A 16,749-nucleotide genomic window follows, 5' to 3' on the forward strand; every position below is an offset into this window, starting at 1 on the left:
CAAGACGCGGCGTCACGAGGCGACACAATGGCCCGGCTCGTGGCCCTTGGGGGAATCTGCGCCGCGCCTCAGAGACTTAAAAGGGGACGGCCCTCACCACATCGTCTGCGCGGCGCGCCCGGCCCAGTCGCGGTCGTAACTGTCGCCGTCGAAATCGCCTTCGGTCATCGCCGACAGGATCTGCCCCACCGTCGGCAGGTCGGCGCTTTCGTCTTCGCCCGACCACAGGCGCGACCGCAGGATCGCGCGGCCGCATTGGGTGTAGATTTCCTGAATCCGGATCACGATCACCGAACGCGGGGCCTTGCCGTCGCGGTCGAACCTCGCGATCAGACCGGCATCCGCCGTCACCCGCGCTTCGCCATTGACCCGCACGGCGTTGGACGATCCCGGCACCAGGAACATCAGCGCGATGCGCGGGTCGCGCACGATATTGCGCAGGGTGTCGATCCGGTTGTTGCCGCGCCAGTCGGGCAGCGCCAGCGTAAGTTCGTCGAGTTCCAGGACCACCGGGCCGTCGTCGCCGCGCGGGCTGCCATCAGCCCCTTCGAGCCCCACGGTCGAGATCACGCAGAACCGCGACGCCATGATCCAGCGCCGGTATTCCGGCGTCATCCGCCGCGCCACCTTTTTCAGCGACGCCTCGCCCGGTTCGCCATACAGCGCCTCGAGCGCGTCGATATCCTCAATCCACTGCATCCGGATCGAACCCCGCCTCCCTCATCAATGCGTCGGAGGCGGTTTCCACCTCCTCCTGCAGCCGCGCCATAAACTCCTCGCGCACCAATCCCTGCGGGATCGCCGGCAGGAATTCCACCACCGCCAGCCCCGGCTTGCGATAGATTCCGGTGCGTTTCCAGAACACGCCGACATTGGTCGCCGTCGGCACGCAATCCTGGCCCAGTTCCTCGGACAGGATCGCGGTGCCGACCTTGTAGGGTTTGAACGCGCCGGCGGCGACGCGGGTGCCTTGCGGATAGATCACCAGCTGGCCGGGTCGCTGCGTGCCCTTGGCCACATCCCTGACCATCTTCTTGATCGCCGCGCCACGCTTGCCGCGATCGACCGGTATACAGCCGATGCGATAGGCGTATTGGCCGATCACGGGGGTCCAGAGCAATTCACGCTTCATGATGAATTTCGCCGCCGGCAGCGCGTTGAAGATCAGGATGATGTCGAAGAACGACTGGTGCTTAGCCGCCACCATCACTTCGCCGGTGGGTATTTCGCCGCGGATTTCGCCACGCAGGCCCACCATCCAGCGCGCCGTCCACAGCACCCATCGGCAGTAGAGCTTGGCCGCGAACCGGGCGCCATGATGGGTGAGAAGTGCTGCGGGGAAGAACACAACCCCCATGATCCCCATCATCGCATACATCTGGATCACGAAGACCAGACTGTGCAGCCATTGCCAGGCATGGGCAATTCTCTGGGCCATCAGGGCAACTCCCTCAGTTTGCGGCGCGCCGCGGCACGGGTGGCGGCAAAGGCGACACCGGCGGCGACGACCGGGATCAGCAGCGGCCAAAACCAAGCGCCCCCCTGAAAGCCCAGACCGGTCAGGAACCCACCCTCCTGCTGCGCGGCGGGCAGCAGGGTGATGGCAACGAGGCCCGCAATCATGCCCACAACCGCACCGGTGAAGCCGCGCAGGGTGAAGCGGCGCACGAAGGCGCCCGCGATATAGCTGTCTTGCGCGCCGACCAGCCGCAGCACCGAAATCACCTGCCCGTTGGCCGACAGCGCCGCCTGCGCCGCCAGCGTGATCATCGCCGCCATCGCGCCGCCGATCAGCAGGAAGGCGGTCCAGCCCAAGAGCCGCAGCCGCGACGCGGCCCGCACCAGCGGTTCGCGCCAGCGGGTGTGATCGTCCAGAACCGCGCCGGGCACCTCGGCTGCGAGCCGCAGCCGCAGTCCGGCGGCGTCGTAACCCTGTGCGGTCTCGTCGATCTCGATCAGTTGCGGGATCGGCAAGGTGTCCAGCGGCAGGTCGGGACCGAAGAACGGCTCCAGCAGCGCGCGCTGTTCTTCTTCGCTCAGCGCCTTCGCGGTGGCCACGCCCGGCGTGGTTTCCAGCACCCGCAGCGCCGCAGCCACCTGCGCATCCATCTGATCGGCCGGCGCGGAAATCCGCAGCGTCGATGAGCGCGCCAAGTCGTTGCTCCAGCGATCGGCCAGCCGCCCGGACGCCAGCGACAGAGCCAGCGCGAACACCGCCAGGAACGCCATCGCGGCGGCGCTGAACGTGGTCAGGTTGGCAGTGAAACCGCTGGGCGGCACCACCCGGTCGGCCTGCGCATCGCCGACGACAAGCGAAGTGAACCGCGCCATGATCTTCATAGGTCCGCCCCCGCCAGCTGCACTCGCCGGTTCGCGATCCTGAGAACCCGTGCGGACACCTGCCCCTTGGCGGCGCGGATCAGGTTCAGGTCGTGCGTGGCGACCATGATCGTCTTGCCCATCCGGTTCAGTTCGACCAGCAGCTGCAGCAGCCGCTGCGACATGTCCCAGTCGATGTTGCCGGTCGGTTCATCTGCCAGCACCACGTCGGGCGACATGATCACCGCGCGGGCCAGCGCGGCGCGCTGCCGTTCGCCGCCCGACAGTTCCGGCGGCAACGCCTCGGCGCGGGATTTCAGCCCGACCCATGCCATCAGTTCCTTCAGATTGGCCAGTTCGTCGATATTGTCGCGCCCCGACACGGTCAGCGGCAGGGCGATGTTTTCGTGCAGCGGCAGGTGGTCGAGGAACTGGCAATCCTGATGCACCACCCCGATCCGGCGGCGGTTGAGCGCGATCTCGTCCCGGTCCATCAGCCGCACGTCACGGTCGAACAGACGCACGTGGCCGGCGGTCGGCAACAAAGCGCCGTAGCACAGTTTCATGAAGGTGGTTTTGCCAGCGCCGGAGGGTCCGGTCAGGAAATGGAACGACCCGGGCGACAATTTTAGGGAAATGTCGCTCAGCAGTTCGCCACCGCCGTAACTATACGCCACGTTTTCTAACTCGATCACCGCTGCCCCCATTGAACGCTGCCTTTTTCTGCACGACACGAGGTCCAGATGCAATGCAGCAAAGCTCTGTTAAGCTTTGCACTTTTCGACACCCATGTTCCGCCATATAGTCAGCCCCGACAAGGCACCCCGGGGAGCGGGGTAAAAGGGGGCGAAATGCGGCTTATATGCCCGAATTGCGGGGCACAATACGAAGTGCCCGATAGCGTGATCCCTGAGACGGGACGCGACGTGCAATGTTCCAATTGCGGCCATACCTGGTTCCAGCACCATCCCGACGATGCCGCGGCGGCACCCGACGATCTGGAGCTGCCCGAAACCGATCTTGCCGGTACGGACGCGCAAGGCATGCCCCCGGAACCCGACCACGAACACGAAACGGCCCCGGAACCTGAACCGGCCGCCGAGGCACCGCAACGGCGGCAGCTCGACCCCTCCATCGCCGAGGTTCTGCGCGAAGAGGCCGAGCGCGAAGCGCGTGCGCGCGAAGCAGAACGCGGCGCGGGATTGGAAAGCCAGCCCGACCTGGGCCTGGCCGAACCCGAGGACGAATCTTCCCGCCGGGCGCGGCAGGCCCGCGAACGTATGGCGCGGATGAAGGGCGAACCCGAGGTTGCCGCCCCCGAAACGCAAGCCGAACCCGGGGACGAGGCCGCTTCGCGCCGCGACCTGCTGCCCGACATCGATGAAATCAATTCCTCGCTGCGCGCAGCGTCCGACCGCCGCCCGGCCGAGGCGGACGATTACGACACCCCCGTCGGCACGCCCGAACTCATCGCGAAAAAAGGCAGCGGTTTCCGCAACGGTTTCCTGTTGGCGCTGCTGATCGCGGCGGCGTTCTGGGCGCTTTATGTCTATGCCGATCCGATCGCGGCGAAGGTCCCGGCGCTGAAACCTGTGCTGGGAAGCTATGTCGCTGTCATCGACCAGGCGCGCGGCGCGCTGGATGCCCAGGTCAAGGCGCTGCTGATCAAGCTGGACGCGATGGGGGCCGAAGCAACCACCTGAGGCGCCCCCTCAAAGCTTTTCGAACAGCGCCGTCAGCCTGTCGGCCTCGTCCTGCGTGCCATAGGGCGTGTTGACCATGAACATGCCCGACCCGATCATCCGGTGCCCCTCGCGCGCAGGTCCGAACCGCACTTCGTGGCGCAGCGCGCCGGGCAGGTTCTGCGCCTCCAGCGCCGACAGCATCTGCTGATGCGCCCCGCCCGTCAGGATCGGATACCACAGCGCGATCACGCCCACGTTCCATTTGCGGTGCAGCTTGGCGATGAAGCCCGGCAGCGCGTAGTAATCGCTTTTCAGTTCGTAGCTGGGATCGATCAGGACCAGCCCGCGCCGGGGCTCGGGCGGGGTCTGGGCCATCAACATCTTGAAACCGTCCTGCTTCATACAGCGCGCGCCGGTGCCCTGCATGGCCCGTTCCAGCGCCTCGAATTCGCGCGGATGCAGTTCGGCCAGCGTGATCCGGTCCTGCGGCCTTAGCAGCTGCGCCGCCAAGAGCGGCGATCCGGGGTAGCTGCGCAGGCCATGCGCCGCCCGGACCTTCGCCAGCGCTTCGCTATAGGGATGATCCGCACCGAACCATCCCATGGCCTCGACCGCGTCGATTCCCGCCGCCGCCTCGCCGGTCTTCACCGCCTCGGCCGCGTCAAGCGCATAGAGCCCGCGCCCGGCATGGGTTTCGAAGTAGCTCAGCGGCTTGTCCTTCGCGGTCATGTATTGCAGCATCCGGGCCAGCAGCGCGTGCTTCTGCACATCCGCCAGGTTTCCGGCGTGATAGATATGTTGATAGGACAGCATGTCGGGACCTTCCTTTGCGCTGCTGATAAGACCTGCGGCGGGGGCAAGGCAATCGCGCTTTGACCGCAAACCGGGCGGGCTTGGCAAAAAGGCGCTGATTTCGGCCCCATCGGCCTTTTCCATTTCGCCCCCTGCCCCTATAACAACATCTGCTTCCCGCTCGGAGAATCGCGGAAGCAACGAGGGGATAAACACCGAAGGGCAGCATCTGCATGGCATTCATCGACAAACTGCCAGGCCTGTTTTCGTCAGACATGGCGATCGACCTGGGCACGGCAAACACGCTGGTTTACGTCAAGGGCCGGGGCGTCATCCTCAGCGAACCGTCGGTGGTCGCCTATCATGTCAAGGATGGCGTCAAGAAGGTGCTGGCAGTGGGCGAGGACGCCAAGCTGATGTTGGGCCGGACGCCCGGATCGATCGAGGCGATCCGGCCGATGCGCGACGGCGTGATCGCCGATTTCGACGTCGCCGAGGAAATGATCAAGCACTTCATCCGCAAGGTGCACCGCCGGTCGACCTTTTCGAAACCCAAAATCATCGTCTGTGTGCCCCACGGTGCGACCCCGGTCGAAAAGCGCGCCATCCGCCAGTCGGTGCTGTCGGCCGGTGCCCGCCGCGCCGGGCTGATCGCCGAACCGATCGCTGCCGCGATCGGCGCCGGCATGCCGATCACCGACCCGACCGGGTCGATGGTCGTCGATATCGGCGGCGGCACCACCGAGGTGGCCGTGCTGTCGCTGGGCGACATCGTCTATGCCCGCTCGGTCCGCGTCGGCGGCGACCGGATGGACGAGGCGATCATCAACTACCTGCGCCGCAACCAGAACCTTCTGGTCGGCGAAAGCACCGCCGAACGGATCAAGACCACCATCGGCACCGCCCGGATGCCCGATGACGGGCGCGGCGCGTCGATGCAGATCCGCGGCCGCGACCTGCTGAACGGGGTGCCGAAGGAAACCGAGATCAGCCAGGCCCAGGTGGCCGAGGCCCTGTCCGAACCGGTGCAGCAGATCTGCGAAGCGGTGATGACCGCGCTGGAAGCGACCCCGCCCGACCTGGCCGCCGATATCGTCGACCGGGGCGTGATGCTGACCGGTGGCGGCGCTTTGCTGGGCGATCTCGACCTGGCGCTGCGTGAATCGACCGGACTGTCGGTGTCGATCGCGGACGAGAGCCTCAACTGCGTGGCACTGGGCACCGGCAAGGCGCTGGAATACGAAAAGCAACTGCGTCACGCGATTGACTACGACAGCTGACGCCCCCACCTTTTCCTGAAAAGGGGAAAGCTTGGCGAAAGACAGATCACAGGGCGAAGACTATCTCGGCCCCCTGAAGCGGTTGCTGACAGGGCTGCTGGTCCTGTGCCTGATCGGGGTGTTCCTGGTCTGGCGCATCGACAGCCCGCGGGTGGAACGGTTCCGCGCGCAGGTGATCGACAAGGTGGTGCCCAGCTTCGACTGGGCGATGGCGCCGGTCACCGGCGCGGTGAACCTGATCCGCGATTTCCAGTCCTATCAGCGCATCGTCGACCAGAACCGCGAATTGCGCCGTGAATTGCAACAGATGAAGGCCTGGAAAGAGGCCGCGCTGCAGCTGGAACAGGAAAACGCGCGGCTGCTGGATCTGAACAACGTGCGTCTGGACCCGCGGCTGACCTATGTCACCGGCGTGGTGCTGGCGGACAGCGGATCGCCGTTCCGGCAATCGGTGCTACTGAACGTGGGCGCGCGCGACGGAATCGTCGACGGCTGGGCCACGATGGACGGGATCGGGTTGGTGGGCCGGATTTCCGGCGTTGGCCAGACCACGTCGCGGGTGATACTGCTGACCGATACCTCAAGCCGCATCCCGGTGACGATCCAGCCCTCGGACCAGCAGGCGATGATCATGGGCGACAATACCGCCGCGCCGCCGATCACCTTCCTCGAAGACCCCGATCTGGTACGCCCCGGCGACCGGGTAGTGTCATCGGGAGACGGCGGAGTGTTCCCGTCGGGGCTGCTTGTAGGTCAGGTCGCGAAGGATCCCGACGGGCGCATGCGCGTGCGCCTGGCCGCAGATTACGAACGGTTGGAATTCCTGCGGGTTCTGCGCAACCCGGGAACCGAGGCGATCACCGAAACCGGCGCCCTGATCATCCCCGAAGGCGCGCCGCTGGCCACCGCCGGAGCCGGCCTGCAGGATGAAGATGTCACGCTGGAGGGCGCCAGCGATGAGTGAGGCGCTGACCACGCGGCGATGGGGAATGCGGCTGGCCTACGTCTTGCTGGCGTTGGCGATCATTTTCTTTCAGCTCCTGCCGCTGGAAACCACGCCGCGGCGCTGGACCGGACCGGATCTGCTGATCCTGATCACCTTCGCCTGGGCCGTACGCCGCCCCGATTACCTGCCCGCCTTTCTGGTCGCCTCCAACTTCCTGCTCGGCGATTTTCTGTTCCAGCGTCCTCCCGGCCTGCTGGCGGCGCTGACCGTGCTGGCCGTCGAAGCGCTGAAAAGGCGATCGCGCAGCCTGCGAGACCAGACCTTCCTCGTGGAATGGCTGACGGTTTCGGTGATGCTGATCGTGCTGATGCTGAGCGACCGCATGGTGCTGGCCGTTCTGCTGATCCCGCAATCGCCGATGGGGCTGACGCTGGTGCAACTGATCATGACGATCATCGCCTATCCGCTGGTCGCTGCAGTGTCGCATTCGCTGTTCGGGGTGCGCCGGATCGCCGCCAATGACGCCGAAGCGTTGAGGGCCGGGCTATGAAGCGTTCCACCCGCGAAAGCGCCGACAGCGCGCGCAGGATCAGCCGCCGCGCCCTTCTTCTGGGCGGCGCGCAGATCGGTTTCGGCGGTTTGCTGGCGCTCAGGATGCGCTATCTGCAAGTCGATCAGGCCGATGAATTCCGCCTGCTGGCGGAGGAAAACCGGATCAATATCCGCCTGATCGCACCGGCGCGCGGCGAAATCTTCGACCGTCACGGCGCGGTCATCGCCAAGAACGAACCCAGCTACCGGCTGACCATGGTGCGCGAAGATGCCGGCGACGTGGACGAGGTGATCCGCCGCCTGTCGGCGCTGGTCGAACTGGAGGAAGAGGACCTCAACCGCGCATTGGTCGAAATGAAGCGCAGCGCGCCGTTCCTGCCGGTGACCATCGCCGACCGCGTGAGCTGGGAAGCGATCAGCCGCGTCGCGGTCAACGCCCCGGCCCTGCCCGGGATCACGCCCGAGGTCGGCCTGTCGCGGCATTACCCGCTGGGCCGGGATTTCGCCCACGTCACCGGCTATGTTGGCCCGGTGTCCGATTACGACCTGTCCAAGATCGACGACCCCGACCAGTTGCTGCGCATTCCCCGGTTCCAGATCGGCAAGGTCGGGATCGAGGCCAAGCTGGAAGACCAGTTGCGCGGCAAGGCCGGTGCCAAGCGGATCGAAGTCAACGCGGCGGGCCGGGAAATGCGCGAATTGAGCCGGCGCGAAGGCCAGCCCGGCACCAACCTGCAACTGACCCTCGATCACCGGTTGCAGAATTACGTTCAGGCCCGGCTGGGTCAGGAAAGCGCCGCCGTGGTCATTCTGGATTGCGAAAGCGGCGATATCCTGGCCTGCGCTTCGGCGCCGTCCTTCGACCCGAACCTTTTTGTGCGCGGCATTTCGGTGGCCGATTACAAGGCGCTGACCGAAAACCCCTATCGGCCGCTCGCCAACAAGACGGTTCAGGGGCTGTACCCGCCCGGGTCGACCTTCAAGATGGTGACCGCGCTGGCGGCGCTGGATGCCGGGGTGATCACGCCGGAAGAAACCGTTTACTGCCCCGGCCATGTCGAAATTTCCAATCGGCGCTTCCATTGCTGGAAACGCGTCGGTCACGGCCATGTCGACCTGGAAACCTCGCTCAGGGAAAGCTGCGACGTCTATTATTACGACATCGCCATGCGGGTCGGGATCGAAAAAATCTCGGCCATTGCGCAGCAGTTGGGGCTGGGGCAACGCTTCGACATCCCGATGTCGGCGGTGGCGCGAGGCCGCGCGCCCACCAAGGCGTGGAAACAGGAAACCTACGATCAGCAATGGCTGGTCGGCGACACCGCCAATGCCGCGATCGGGCAGGGCTTCGTGCTGGCCTCGCCTTTGCAGCTGGCGGTGATGAGCGCCCGCTTGGCGACCGGACGCGCGGTAGAACCGCGACTGATCAAGACCATCGACGGGATCGAGCAACCAATTCGCGGCGGAGATCCGCTGAATGTCGGCAACGGGCTGCTGCGGGACGTGCGCAAGGCGATGTACGAGGTATCGAACAACCGCCGCGGCACCGCCTATCGCTCGCGCATCATCGAAGACGCCTTCCGCATGGCCGGCAAGACCGGCACCAGCCAGGTCCGCAACATCACCGCAGCCGAACGCGCCCGCGGTGTAACCCGCAACAAGGACCTGCCCTGGGAACGTCGCGACCACGCCCTGTTCGTGAACTTCGCCCCCTTCCGCGATCCGAAATTCGCGGTCGCGGTGGTGGTGGAACATGGTGGCGGCGGATCGACGGCGGCGGCCCCGATCGCGCGCGACGTTACGCTGCAGGCGCTCTATGACGGCGATCCGCCCCTGGAAGCCTATCCCAAAGCCGACCGGTCCCGGGTCAAGGCGCAGCAGGAAAGGCTGCGCCGCGAGCGGCACGAGATCCTCGACAACGGGCGGGACCGCGCATGAGCTATCTTGAATATACCGTCAAGAGCGTCCCGACGGGCCTGCGCAAACTGCTGTATCTCAACTGGCCGCTGGCGTTGCTGCTGACGGCGGTGGCAGGCTTCGGTTTCCTGATGCTCTATTCGGTGGCGGGCGGGTCCTTCACGCCCTGGGCCGAACCGCAGATGAAACGCTTTGCTCTCGGCATGGTGGTGATGGTGATCATCGGGATGGTGCCGATCTGGTTTTGGCGCAACGTGGCCGGGGTCGCCTATCTGGGATCACTGTTGCTGCTGATCTTCGTGGAACTGTTCGGATCCGTCGGCATGGGGGCGCAACGCTGGATCGACCTTGGCTTCATGCGGCTGCAGCCTTCGGAACTGGCCAAGATCACGCTGGTGATGCTGCTGGCGGCCTATTACGACTGGCTGCCGGTAAAACGGGTGTCGCGGCCGGTCTGGGTCGTGGTGCCGGTGGTTCTGATCATGCTGCCCACCTTCCTGGTGCTGAAACAGCCCGATCTGGGCACCTCGCTGCTGCTGGTCTTCGCCGGGGCGTCGATGATGTTCTTTGCCGGCGTGCATTGGGGCTATTTCGCCGCCGTGATCGGCATGGCGGTGGGATTGGTCACCGCCGTGTTCCAATCCCGTGGCACCGCCTGGCAGCTGTTGAAGGATTACCAGTACAGGAGGATCGATACTTTCCTCGATCCATCGAGCGATCCGCTGGGCGCGGGATATCATATCACCCAGTCCAAGATCGCGCTTGGCTCGGGCGGCTGGGCCGGACGCGGTTTCATGCAGGGAACGCAGTCGCGGCTGAACTTCCTGCCTGAAAAACATACCGATTTCATCTTCACCACCCTGGCCGAGGAATTCGGCTTCCTTGGCGCCTTTTCGCTGCTGACGCTGTACCTGCTAATCATCGTCTTCTGCATTTCTTCGGCGCTGTCGAACAAGGACCGGTTTTCGTCGCTGCTGACGCTGGGCATCGCGGTGACCTTCTTCCTGTTCTTTTCCGTCAACATGTCGATGGTGATGGGAATGGCGCCGGTGGTGGGGGTGCCGCTGCCGCTGGTCAGCTATGGCGGGTCGGCGATGCTTGTGCTTCTGGCCGCTTTCGGGTTGGTTCAGAGCGCGCATATTCACAGACCGAGGTAAAAGATGACCGTCAACGTCCTGTTCGCCCATGACGAAACCCAGTGGGACATCTACAAGGACCCGCTGGACAAGGCGATCCGGGCGGCCGGGGTCGACGCCGTACTGTCGCGCGATATGCCGCCCGAAGAGGTGGATTACATCGTCTATGCGCCGTCCAGCTGGCTGCAGGATTTCACCCCCTACAGCCGCGCCAAGGCGGTGCTGAACCTCTGGGCCGGGGTCGAGGCGATCACCGGCAACGAAACGCTGAAGATCCCGCTGGCACGGATGGTCGATTTCGGGTTGCGGCAGGGCATGATGGAATGGGTAACCGGCCATGTGCTGCGCCACCACCTGGACATCGATTTCAACCTGCGCCACCAGGACGGCGACTGGCTGCCCAAGGTACCGCCCCTGGCGCGCGACCGGCGGGTGACTGTGCTGGGGCTGGGCGAGCTGGGCAGCGCCTGTGCGCAGGCTCTGGCCGGGCTCGGCTTCCCGGTCAGCGGCTGGAGCCGCAGCCCGAAACGGATCGACGGCATCGCCTGCCATCATGGCGAAGACGGACTGAAAGAGGCGCTGGAAAAGGCCGATATCCTGGTGCTGCTGCTGCCCTTCACCGCGGCCACGGAAAACGTGCTGAATGCCGAAAGCATCGGCTGGATGCCCGAGGGCGCGATGGTGATCAATCCCGGCCGCGGCCAGCTGATCGATGACGAGGCGTTGCTGAACGCGCTTGGCACCGGGCAGATCGGTCATGCGACGCTCGATGTGTTCCGGGTCGAACCGCTGCCCGCCGATCACCGCTACTGGGGTCACCCCAGCGTCACGGTGACGCCGCACATCGCTTCGGAAACCCGGCCCGACACCGCCTCGGAAGTGATCGCCGAAAACATCCGCCGCGGCGAGGCGGGGGAACCCTTCCTGCACCTGGTCGACCGCGAACTGGGCTATTGAGGCGCCTCCGCCCTGACGGGCGGCGTCGCGAGGTGCGCCGCAAGGTGCGGCGATGTCGAACAGCACGAACCGTTACCTCGATCAGCCAGATTTTCTGAATCCTTCCAATGCGCCGCGTCAGGCATGCAAATCCCAAACGTCAGGCATTTCTAGCCCATTGTCGGCTATGCGGGACGAAGCGGCCATTTGCTCAAGTTGACCCAATGTCTGCTTTCCCCATTCGCACAGCACGAGGTTGCGAGGCAGTATTTTAAAATGCCGCCACTATTTCAGCCATTGCCGATACTGAGGTTGATGAAGCATCCCGCAAGGACGGCAGCAAGCCAATGGGTCCTCGCAATCGAGCCAGGCTCTCCTCAGGGATGTCCAGTTGGCGAAGAGATTCTCGTCGCAGGTCATGGGCGCGGCGGCTTCCCAGACTTCCAATAAAGCGCGCTGATGTTTTGAGTGCAGTGCATAACAGCCAGGGTTTCCAGTCGTGGTCATGAAATAATGTCAGGAACGCGGAATGGGCATCAAACATGTCCAGTTCATGTACAGTGTCGGGGGTTGTCAGGTGCGTTGGTGCGGTGCTCGCCAGATGGCCAATCGCAGCAAGGTCTTCGGTGTCGGGTGAAAGCAGTTGCACGTCATAGCACATTGCGTGGCCAATCTGCTCTATGGACCGAAAAATCGCGCCGCGCCCTGCCTGCACCAAACGATGACATGGGGCGTAGATGAAGATCCGCGACAATTCTGCCTGTGTGTCATCCTGCCCGTGAAACGTCAGCGTCACCGTCTGGTGTGCGGCGAAGCGGGCGGCGGTCTGTACGATCGCCTCTGTGTCCGTTGGGGGGTCAATCAGAACGGTCAGGGCACCGCCACAGGGCAGTTTCAGGTCCGCATAGGGGAACCCCCATCACCATATCGGATCAGTTTCTTGCGCTTTGACTGCAGAGCTTCTACTGCGTGATGCTGAATGTCGCGGTCAATACACCCATTTTACAGGTAGCCTGTCATCTGACCCGTTCCCTCCACAAGCGCAAGCGAGCCCAATTCTCGGGCGGCCCCGCCCTCGATTGCCAGAGGTGTGATCAAAGCAAAGGGTCGAGATGCTTGTGCAAGCTCAGCCCCCTTTACAATGGTGTCTGACGCGTGCTCAGCGTAGATGAGATCGCTAGGCGGTTGCGTCTTCATTGACCACATCAGCGAAGGATTTGAAGAATTTGGCCGCCAGCTTTTTCGCGGTGCTTTGGATCAGGCGGCTGCCCAGTTGGGCCAGCTTTCCGCCGATGTCAGCCTTTGCCTCATAGCGCAGGATCGTCGTGTCTGGCCCGTCGGCTGTGAGCGTTACATCTGCTCCGCCCTTAGCGTGTCCAGCCGCACCGCCATTACCCTGCCCGGTCAGCGAAAACGCATCCGGCGCGCCTGCGGTGTCAAGTTGCACGTCACCGCTGAACTTGGCCTTCACTGGCCCGACTTTCAGAACGACCTTTGCCTCTAGTTCGGTGTCTGAGTACTTGATCAACTCTTCACAGCCGGGAATGCATTGCTTGAGAACCTCAGGGTCGTTGAGCGCTGCGTAGACCTGCTCTTTTGGTGCGTTGATGACGATTTCGTCTGCCAGTTCCATGGGATGTCCTTTTTAGCAACAGGGAAATTTGATGGTGGCCAGATGGTCGGCCTGTTCGGGCGTGAGCGCGAATTTTCGGCGCAGACGTGCGGCGATCTTTCGAATGGCTTTCATGTGATTTCCTCCAGCTTGCCTGCCTTGAGCGCGGCAAAGGCCTCGGGTGTGTCCACATCCGTATTGAAGCCAGGTGAGGCCAATGCGTGAAACTGGGCATGTTCAGGGTGAGCGCGGGTGAACTTTTTACAGCCCGGTGATCTGGGGTCCGCAAGAAGCCGTGCGCGCAAGTTTGTGGGAACCACGATCGGATTGCCGCGTTGCTGATCAACCGCCGGAATGGAGATACGCGAAGTGTCTGCTGCCGCATATGCCGCAAGCAAGTCGCGGATATCATGGGCTATCAAAAGCAGTTGGCCCCCCAGACCGATCAGAACTTTATCCGCATCGCCTGCCGCACGCAGCCCGCAAGCGACCGACGTGCGCTGACCCTGGGCATAGTTCGCGTTGAAAACCGTCTTGACGCCACTGCCTGCGAGTGCGGCCTCAACCTCCGTCGCCTGATGTCCCGTAACCACCACCACGCGCCCAGCGGTCGCAGCGCTGTAGGTATCAATCATATGCCGGATCATCAGGATGTCACTCACTGGCAGGAGCAGTTTGTTCCGCTCTCCCATGCGACGCGAAAGCCCTGCGGCCAGTATGATTGCGGTGACATCAGGCATCGGTCTGCTTCACCGCCGCGCGTCGGTCCTGGACCAGTTGCGCCAATATGGACAGGGCGATTTCCTCAGGCGTTACCGCGCCCAAATCAAGGCCAGCCGGGGCCTGAATTCGGTCGATAGCGGATTGTTCAAATCCGGCGGTGGCAAGTTTTTCGGCGAGTGAGGCGTACTTTCTGCGGCTTCCGACGAAGGCCACATAGGTCGTTTGTACGCTCAGCGCGGCCTTCAGGGCTTCAAGATCGCCTTGTCCTTGAGTGGCAACAACGACAAAGCACGGCTGGTGCGGCTTGTCCTGCCCCGGGGTCGAAGACACCGACCAGTGAAACTGTGGGGCAAGTGCACTGAGCGCCTGCGCAACGGGCGATGCGCCCATGACAACGAGTTGAGGTGACGGCAAGCAGGGTTCGATGAAGATGTCTACCGTACCGCGCGAGGGGCAGCCGTTGCGGGCAAATCGCGTGCCGTCTACTTTGTCGCCAGCAACCACGCCCTTTTCGGCCAGCAAGTCCTCAGGTGCAACGGACACAAGTTGCGGGGTGCCGTTTTGCAACGCCTGTAGGGCGGCGCGTTTGACTGCGCCACGGGTGCAGCCGCCGCCGAGCCAGCCTTGCAGAATTGTCCCATCTGCGCTGAGCAGAGCCTTGGCACCCGGTTTGGCCGCTGTGGACCCGGCCGTGCGCACGATGGTGGCAAAGGCAAAGGGTTCGTCCTTGTCGCGCAGCGCCTGCGCGGCTTCGGCCAGATCGGTTGAGAGGATTTCAGACGGGGTCATACTCTGTCCAGCTCTTGTTCGAGTGACGCAAGATCACCCAGGGTGTTCGCCGCTTTGAACGCATCCAGATACGGCAAGGCCGCTGCCATACCTTCAGCCACGGGTGCGTAGTCAGCCCAACCCTTTAACGGGTTCAGCCAGATCACCTTACAGCCACGTTTGCGTAGCTTTTCCAAAGCAGCAGCGATCATCTCGGGCGCTTCGGTGTCGTAGCCGTCCGAAAGGATCAGCACGACGCTACGCCCATCGACAAAGCGTTTGGCATAGGTATCGGCAAAACGCATCAGCGACGGGCCAATCTTTGACCCCCCGCCAAACCCATCGGCCATCAGTGACATCCGGCCAATCGCGCGCATCGCGTCCTTGTCGCGCAGCGCCTCTGTGATGCGTACAAGGCGGGTGTGGAACAGATAGGCATCCGCCGCCGTATCAGCCCGCATCAGGCCAGCGAGGAAGGCCAGAAAAACCCGGCTGTAGACGGACATGGATCCGGAGACATCACAAAGCGCTACGATCTTGCGCGTCCGGTCCAGGCGCTTCTTTCGCAGCAGGCGCAGCGGCTCCCCGCCGGTGGCGAGGCTGTTGCGAATGATCCTGCGGAAATGCAGCCTGTCGCCTTTGCGCGCGGCAATGCGACGGCGAGATCGCTTGTCGCGCAAAGCGGCCCCGATGCGGCGCGCGACGTCCTCGGCCTCGGCAATTTCTTCGGGCCGGACAAGGTCGCGCAGGTCGCGCCGGTTGAGGTTGCGTTGTTCGGTGGCGATTAACTTTCCGGTCCCATCGCTGTCCGCCTCCCCGTCATGGTCGTCAGGGGCAGTGGTCGATCCGGAGGCACCTGCGTCTTCACCTTTGGCATCCCGTGATGAATGAACGTCAACGCTGACGGACGTTGATGGAGTCGGGATCACTTTCTGCCTCACCCGGCCCATGTCCATCCAGTAGCTGTCGAATAGATCGTCAAACCGTTCTGCTTCCTCCTTGCAGCCAGTGCAGACGGCGCGGAGCGCGCGGCGGCTTTCATCGGGACGGACGGCATCTACCTCACTCAAGACTGTCATCGCCAGATCGGCTTCTGCCACGCCAAGACGCAGCCCATTGTCGCGCAAATGAGCAATAAACCCAGCGACACGCGCGGCTGGCCCGGGGTCACGTCCGGCAAATTTCGTCACACGGCTCATGCGGCCTTGCCTGCGATGCGCCCCGACACCTCTGGCGTGATCTGAGCCTGATCGCTTTGGGTTTTCAGCATCGTCGTCAGCGTCGATTGCAGTACCGCCGGGTTGTCGGTCAAATCGGCGATGCCGAGGCCCATCAACGCTGCGGCAAAATCCAGCATCTCTGCCACGCCGGGGGTTTTCTCTAGGTCTTCCTCGCGCAGCTTTTGCACAAAACCCACGATCTGATCGGCCAGCCGCGTCTCGACGTCGGGACAGCGGGCCCTGAGGATTGCCAGTTCGGTTGCCCGGTCCGGGTATTCCACGTAGGTATAAAGGCAGCGGCGGCGCAATGCGTCAGACAGATCCCGGGTGCCGTTGGACGTCAGGATCACGATTGGCCGTGTTGTGGCCTTGATAGTGCCAAGCTCGGGGATGGAGACCTGAAAATCGGAAAGGATCTCCAGAAGGTAGGCCTCAAATTCTTCATCGGCGCGGTCGATTTCATCGATCAGCAACACCGGTGGTTTGTCTTGGATAATGGCAGCCAGCAATGGGCGTTCCAGCAGGAAGTCGCGCGAAAAAATCCGGTCTTCGACAGCCTTGCCCGTTTCGCCACCTTCCGCCGCCGCGCGGATGCTCAGAAGCTGACGTTGGTAGTTCCATTCATAAATCGCCTGCGCGGCATCGAGACCCTCGTAACATTGAAGCCGGATCAACTGGGTGTCTTTGACGGCTGACAACGTGCGCGCAATTTCTGTCTTGCCGACGCCAGCTGCGCCTTCAAGCAACAATGGGCGGCCGAGCGACAGGGCAAGTTGTAGTGCCACAGCCAGATCGTCTGAGGCAACATAGCCTTCGCCCGCAAGGGCCGTTTTCAAGTCTGTCCAAGTCATGGGGGGCTCCGT

At 63.4% G+C, this 16,749-nt stretch carries 18 protein-coding genes; 7 read left to right on the plus strand and 11 right to left on the minus strand.

Translation table 11 applies throughout. The annotated features are described in order from the left end of the window. Positions 1 to 93 precede the first annotated feature (93 nt). Genes IT775_RS07350 through IT775_RS07365 form a run of 4 tightly spaced genes read right to left on the minus strand, consistent with a single transcriptional unit; the run spans position 94 to position 3,014 of the window. Positions 94 to 699 carry a pyridoxamine 5'-phosphate oxidase family protein gene (locus IT775_RS07350; RefSeq protein ID WP_212700441.1) on the minus strand — a complete coding sequence of 202 codons (606 nt, stop codon included), beginning with the start codon at positions 697 to 699 and terminating at the stop codon, positions 94 to 96. Continuing rightward, entirely contained in the window at positions 686 to 1,438 is a 753-nt protein-coding gene (locus IT775_RS07355; protein WP_218958561.1) for a lysophospholipid acyltransferase family protein, read from the minus strand. Before IT775_RS07355 ends, IT775_RS07350 begins: the two co-directional genes overlap by 14 nt. Next, positions 1,438 to 2,331 carry a cell division protein FtsX gene (locus IT775_RS07360; protein WP_373050142.1) on the minus strand — a complete coding sequence of 298 codons (894 nt, stop codon included), beginning with the start codon at positions 2,329 to 2,331 and terminating at the stop codon, positions 1,438 to 1,440. Before IT775_RS07360 ends, IT775_RS07355 begins: the two co-directional genes overlap by 1 nt. Before the next feature lie 5 nt (positions 2,332 to 2,336). Beyond that, entirely contained in the window at positions 2,337 to 3,014 is a 678-nt protein-coding gene (locus IT775_RS07365) for a cell division ATP-binding protein FtsE (protein ID WP_212700445.1), read from the minus strand. Positions 3,015 to 3,170: 156 nt separating this feature from the next. Between IT775_RS07365 and IT775_RS07370 the strand changes: the two genes are divergently transcribed. Further along, positions 3,171 to 4,022, plus strand: coding sequence for a zinc-ribbon domain-containing protein (locus IT775_RS07370; RefSeq protein WP_212700447.1), 852 nt, complete (start codon positions 3,171 to 3,173; stop codon positions 4,020 to 4,022). 9 nt (positions 4,023 to 4,031) lie between these two features. Here the strand turns inward: IT775_RS07370 and IT775_RS07375 are convergent, their stop codons facing one another. Continuing rightward, positions 4,032 to 4,817: a 23S rRNA (adenine(2030)-N(6))-methyltransferase RlmJ gene (locus IT775_RS07375; RefSeq protein ID WP_212700448.1), complete on the minus strand. Its 786-nt coding sequence runs from the start codon at positions 4,815 to 4,817 to the stop codon at positions 4,032 to 4,034. Positions 4,818 to 5,029: 212 nt separating this feature from the next. On the opposite strand from IT775_RS07375, the gene IT775_RS07380 reads away from it, so the two are divergent. The 6 genes from IT775_RS07380 to IT775_RS07405 are packed head-to-tail and all read left to right on the plus strand — an operon-like array spanning position 5,030 to position 11,584. Next, complete coding sequence (locus IT775_RS07380; protein WP_212700449.1) at positions 5,030 to 6,076, plus strand: rod shape-determining protein; 1,047 nt, start codon at positions 5,030 to 5,032, stop codon at positions 6,074 to 6,076. 31 nt (positions 6,077 to 6,107) lie between these two features. Continuing rightward, positions 6,108 to 7,040: a rod shape-determining protein MreC gene (gene mreC, locus IT775_RS07385; RefSeq protein WP_212700450.1), complete on the plus strand. Its 933-nt coding sequence runs from the start codon at positions 6,108 to 6,110 to the stop codon at positions 7,038 to 7,040. Further along, a complete protein-coding gene (locus tag IT775_RS07390) occupies positions 7,033 to 7,572 on the plus strand; it encodes a rod shape-determining protein MreD (protein ID WP_212700451.1) in 540 nt (179 codons plus the stop codon). The genes mreC and IT775_RS07390 overlap by 8 nt, the downstream gene beginning before the upstream one ends. Continuing rightward, entirely contained in the window at positions 7,569 to 9,512 is a 1,944-nt protein-coding gene (mrdA, locus tag IT775_RS07395) for a penicillin-binding protein 2 (RefSeq protein ID WP_212700452.1), read from the plus strand. Before IT775_RS07390 ends, mrdA begins: the two co-directional genes overlap by 4 nt. Next, positions 9,509 to 10,648: a rod shape-determining protein RodA gene (gene rodA, locus IT775_RS07400; protein WP_212700453.1), complete on the plus strand. Its 1,140-nt coding sequence runs from the start codon at positions 9,509 to 9,511 to the stop codon at positions 10,646 to 10,648. The genes mrdA and rodA overlap by 4 nt, the downstream gene beginning before the upstream one ends. 3 nt (positions 10,649 to 10,651) lie before the next feature. After that, positions 10,652 to 11,584: a 2-hydroxyacid dehydrogenase gene (locus tag IT775_RS07405; RefSeq protein ID WP_212700454.1), complete on the plus strand. Its 933-nt coding sequence runs from the start codon at positions 10,652 to 10,654 to the stop codon at positions 11,582 to 11,584. Positions 11,585 to 11,834: 250 nt separating this feature from the next. Here the strand turns inward: IT775_RS07405 and IT775_RS07410 are convergent, their stop codons facing one another. The 6 genes from IT775_RS07410 to IT775_RS07435 all read right to left on the minus strand — a co-directional run bounded on the left by IT775_RS07410 (position 11,835) and on the right by IT775_RS07435 (position 16,737). Beyond that, a complete protein-coding gene (locus tag IT775_RS07410; protein ID WP_212700455.1) occupies positions 11,835 to 12,359 on the minus strand; it encodes an XdhC family protein in 525 nt (174 codons plus the stop codon). A 381-nt stretch (positions 12,360 to 12,740) separates the two neighbouring features. After that, a complete protein-coding gene (locus IT775_RS07415) occupies positions 12,741 to 13,196 on the minus strand; it encodes an SRPBCC family protein (RefSeq protein ID WP_212700456.1) in 456 nt (151 codons plus the stop codon). Between the two features lie 110 nt (positions 13,197 to 13,306). Further along, positions 13,307 to 13,915 (minus strand): nucleotidyltransferase family protein, encoded by a 609-nt coding sequence (locus IT775_RS07420; protein WP_212700457.1) that lies wholly within the window; start codon positions 13,913 to 13,915, stop codon positions 13,307 to 13,309. Continuing rightward, positions 13,908 to 14,687, minus strand: a complete 780-nt coding sequence (locus IT775_RS07425; protein WP_212700458.1) for an XdhC family protein — start codon at positions 14,685 to 14,687, stop codon at positions 13,908 to 13,910. The genes IT775_RS07420 and IT775_RS07425 overlap by 8 nt, the downstream gene beginning before the upstream one ends. Continuing rightward, a complete protein-coding gene (locus tag IT775_RS07430; RefSeq protein WP_212700459.1) occupies positions 14,684 to 15,865 on the minus strand; it encodes a vWA domain-containing protein in 1,182 nt (393 codons plus the stop codon). Before IT775_RS07430 ends, IT775_RS07425 begins: the two co-directional genes overlap by 4 nt. Next, positions 15,862 to 16,737, minus strand: coding sequence for an AAA family ATPase (locus tag IT775_RS07435; RefSeq protein ID WP_212700460.1), 876 nt, complete (start codon positions 16,735 to 16,737; stop codon positions 15,862 to 15,864). The genes IT775_RS07430 and IT775_RS07435 overlap by 4 nt, the downstream gene beginning before the upstream one ends. Positions 16,738 to 16,749 lie beyond the last annotated feature (12 nt).

Origin of the sequence: Thalassovita aquimarina (genome assembly GCF_018219815.1) — a bacterium.
Classification (GTDB): domain Bacteria; phylum Pseudomonadota; class Alphaproteobacteria; order Rhodobacterales; family Rhodobacteraceae; genus Thalassobius; species Thalassobius aquimarinus.

Excerpts from the sequence above, each read along its gene's own strand:
- IT775_RS07350 (WP_212700441.1), bottom strand. The coding sequence starts at position 699 with ATGCAGTGGATTGAGGATATCGACGCGCTCGAGGCGCTGTATGGCGAA.
- IT775_RS07355 (WP_218958561.1), bottom strand. The coding sequence starts at position 1,438 with ATGGCCCAGAGAATTGCCCATGCCTGGCAATGGCTGCACAGTCTGGTC.
- IT775_RS07360 (WP_373050142.1), bottom strand. The coding sequence starts at position 2,331 with ATGGCGCGGTTCACTTCGCTTGTCGTCGGCGATGCGCAGGCCGACCGG.
- IT775_RS07370 (WP_212700447.1), top strand. The coding sequence starts at position 3,171 with ATGCGGCTTATATGCCCGAATTGCGGGGCACAATACGAAGTGCCCGAT.
- IT775_RS07375 (WP_212700448.1), bottom strand. The coding sequence starts at position 4,817 with ATGCTGTCCTATCAACATATCTATCACGCCGGAAACCTGGCGGATGTG.
- IT775_RS07380 (WP_212700449.1), top strand. The coding sequence starts at position 5,030 with ATGGCATTCATCGACAAACTGCCAGGCCTGTTTTCGTCAGACATGGCG.
- IT775_RS07390 (WP_212700451.1), top strand. The coding sequence starts at position 7,033 with ATGAGTGAGGCGCTGACCACGCGGCGATGGGGAATGCGGCTGGCCTAC.
- mrdA (WP_212700452.1), top strand. The coding sequence starts at position 7,569 with ATGAAGCGTTCCACCCGCGAAAGCGCCGACAGCGCGCGCAGGATCAGC.
- rodA (WP_212700453.1), top strand. The coding sequence starts at position 9,509 with ATGAGCTATCTTGAATATACCGTCAAGAGCGTCCCGACGGGCCTGCGC.
- IT775_RS07405 (WP_212700454.1), top strand. The coding sequence starts at position 10,652 with ATGACCGTCAACGTCCTGTTCGCCCATGACGAAACCCAGTGGGACATC.
- IT775_RS07415 (WP_212700456.1), bottom strand. The coding sequence starts at position 13,196 with ATGGAACTGGCAGACGAAATCGTCATCAACGCACCAAAAGAGCAGGTC.
- IT775_RS07420 (WP_212700457.1), bottom strand. The coding sequence starts at position 13,915 with ATGCCTGATGTCACCGCAATCATACTGGCCGCAGGGCTTTCGCGTCGC.
- IT775_RS07425 (WP_212700458.1), bottom strand. The coding sequence starts at position 14,687 with ATGACCCCGTCTGAAATCCTCTCAACCGATCTGGCCGAAGCCGCGCAG.
- IT775_RS07430 (WP_212700459.1), bottom strand. The coding sequence starts at position 15,865 with ATGAGCCGTGTGACGAAATTTGCCGGACGTGACCCCGGGCCAGCCGCG.
- IT775_RS07435 (WP_212700460.1), bottom strand. The coding sequence starts at position 16,737 with ATGACTTGGACAGACTTGAAAACGGCCCTTGCGGGCGAAGGCTATGTT.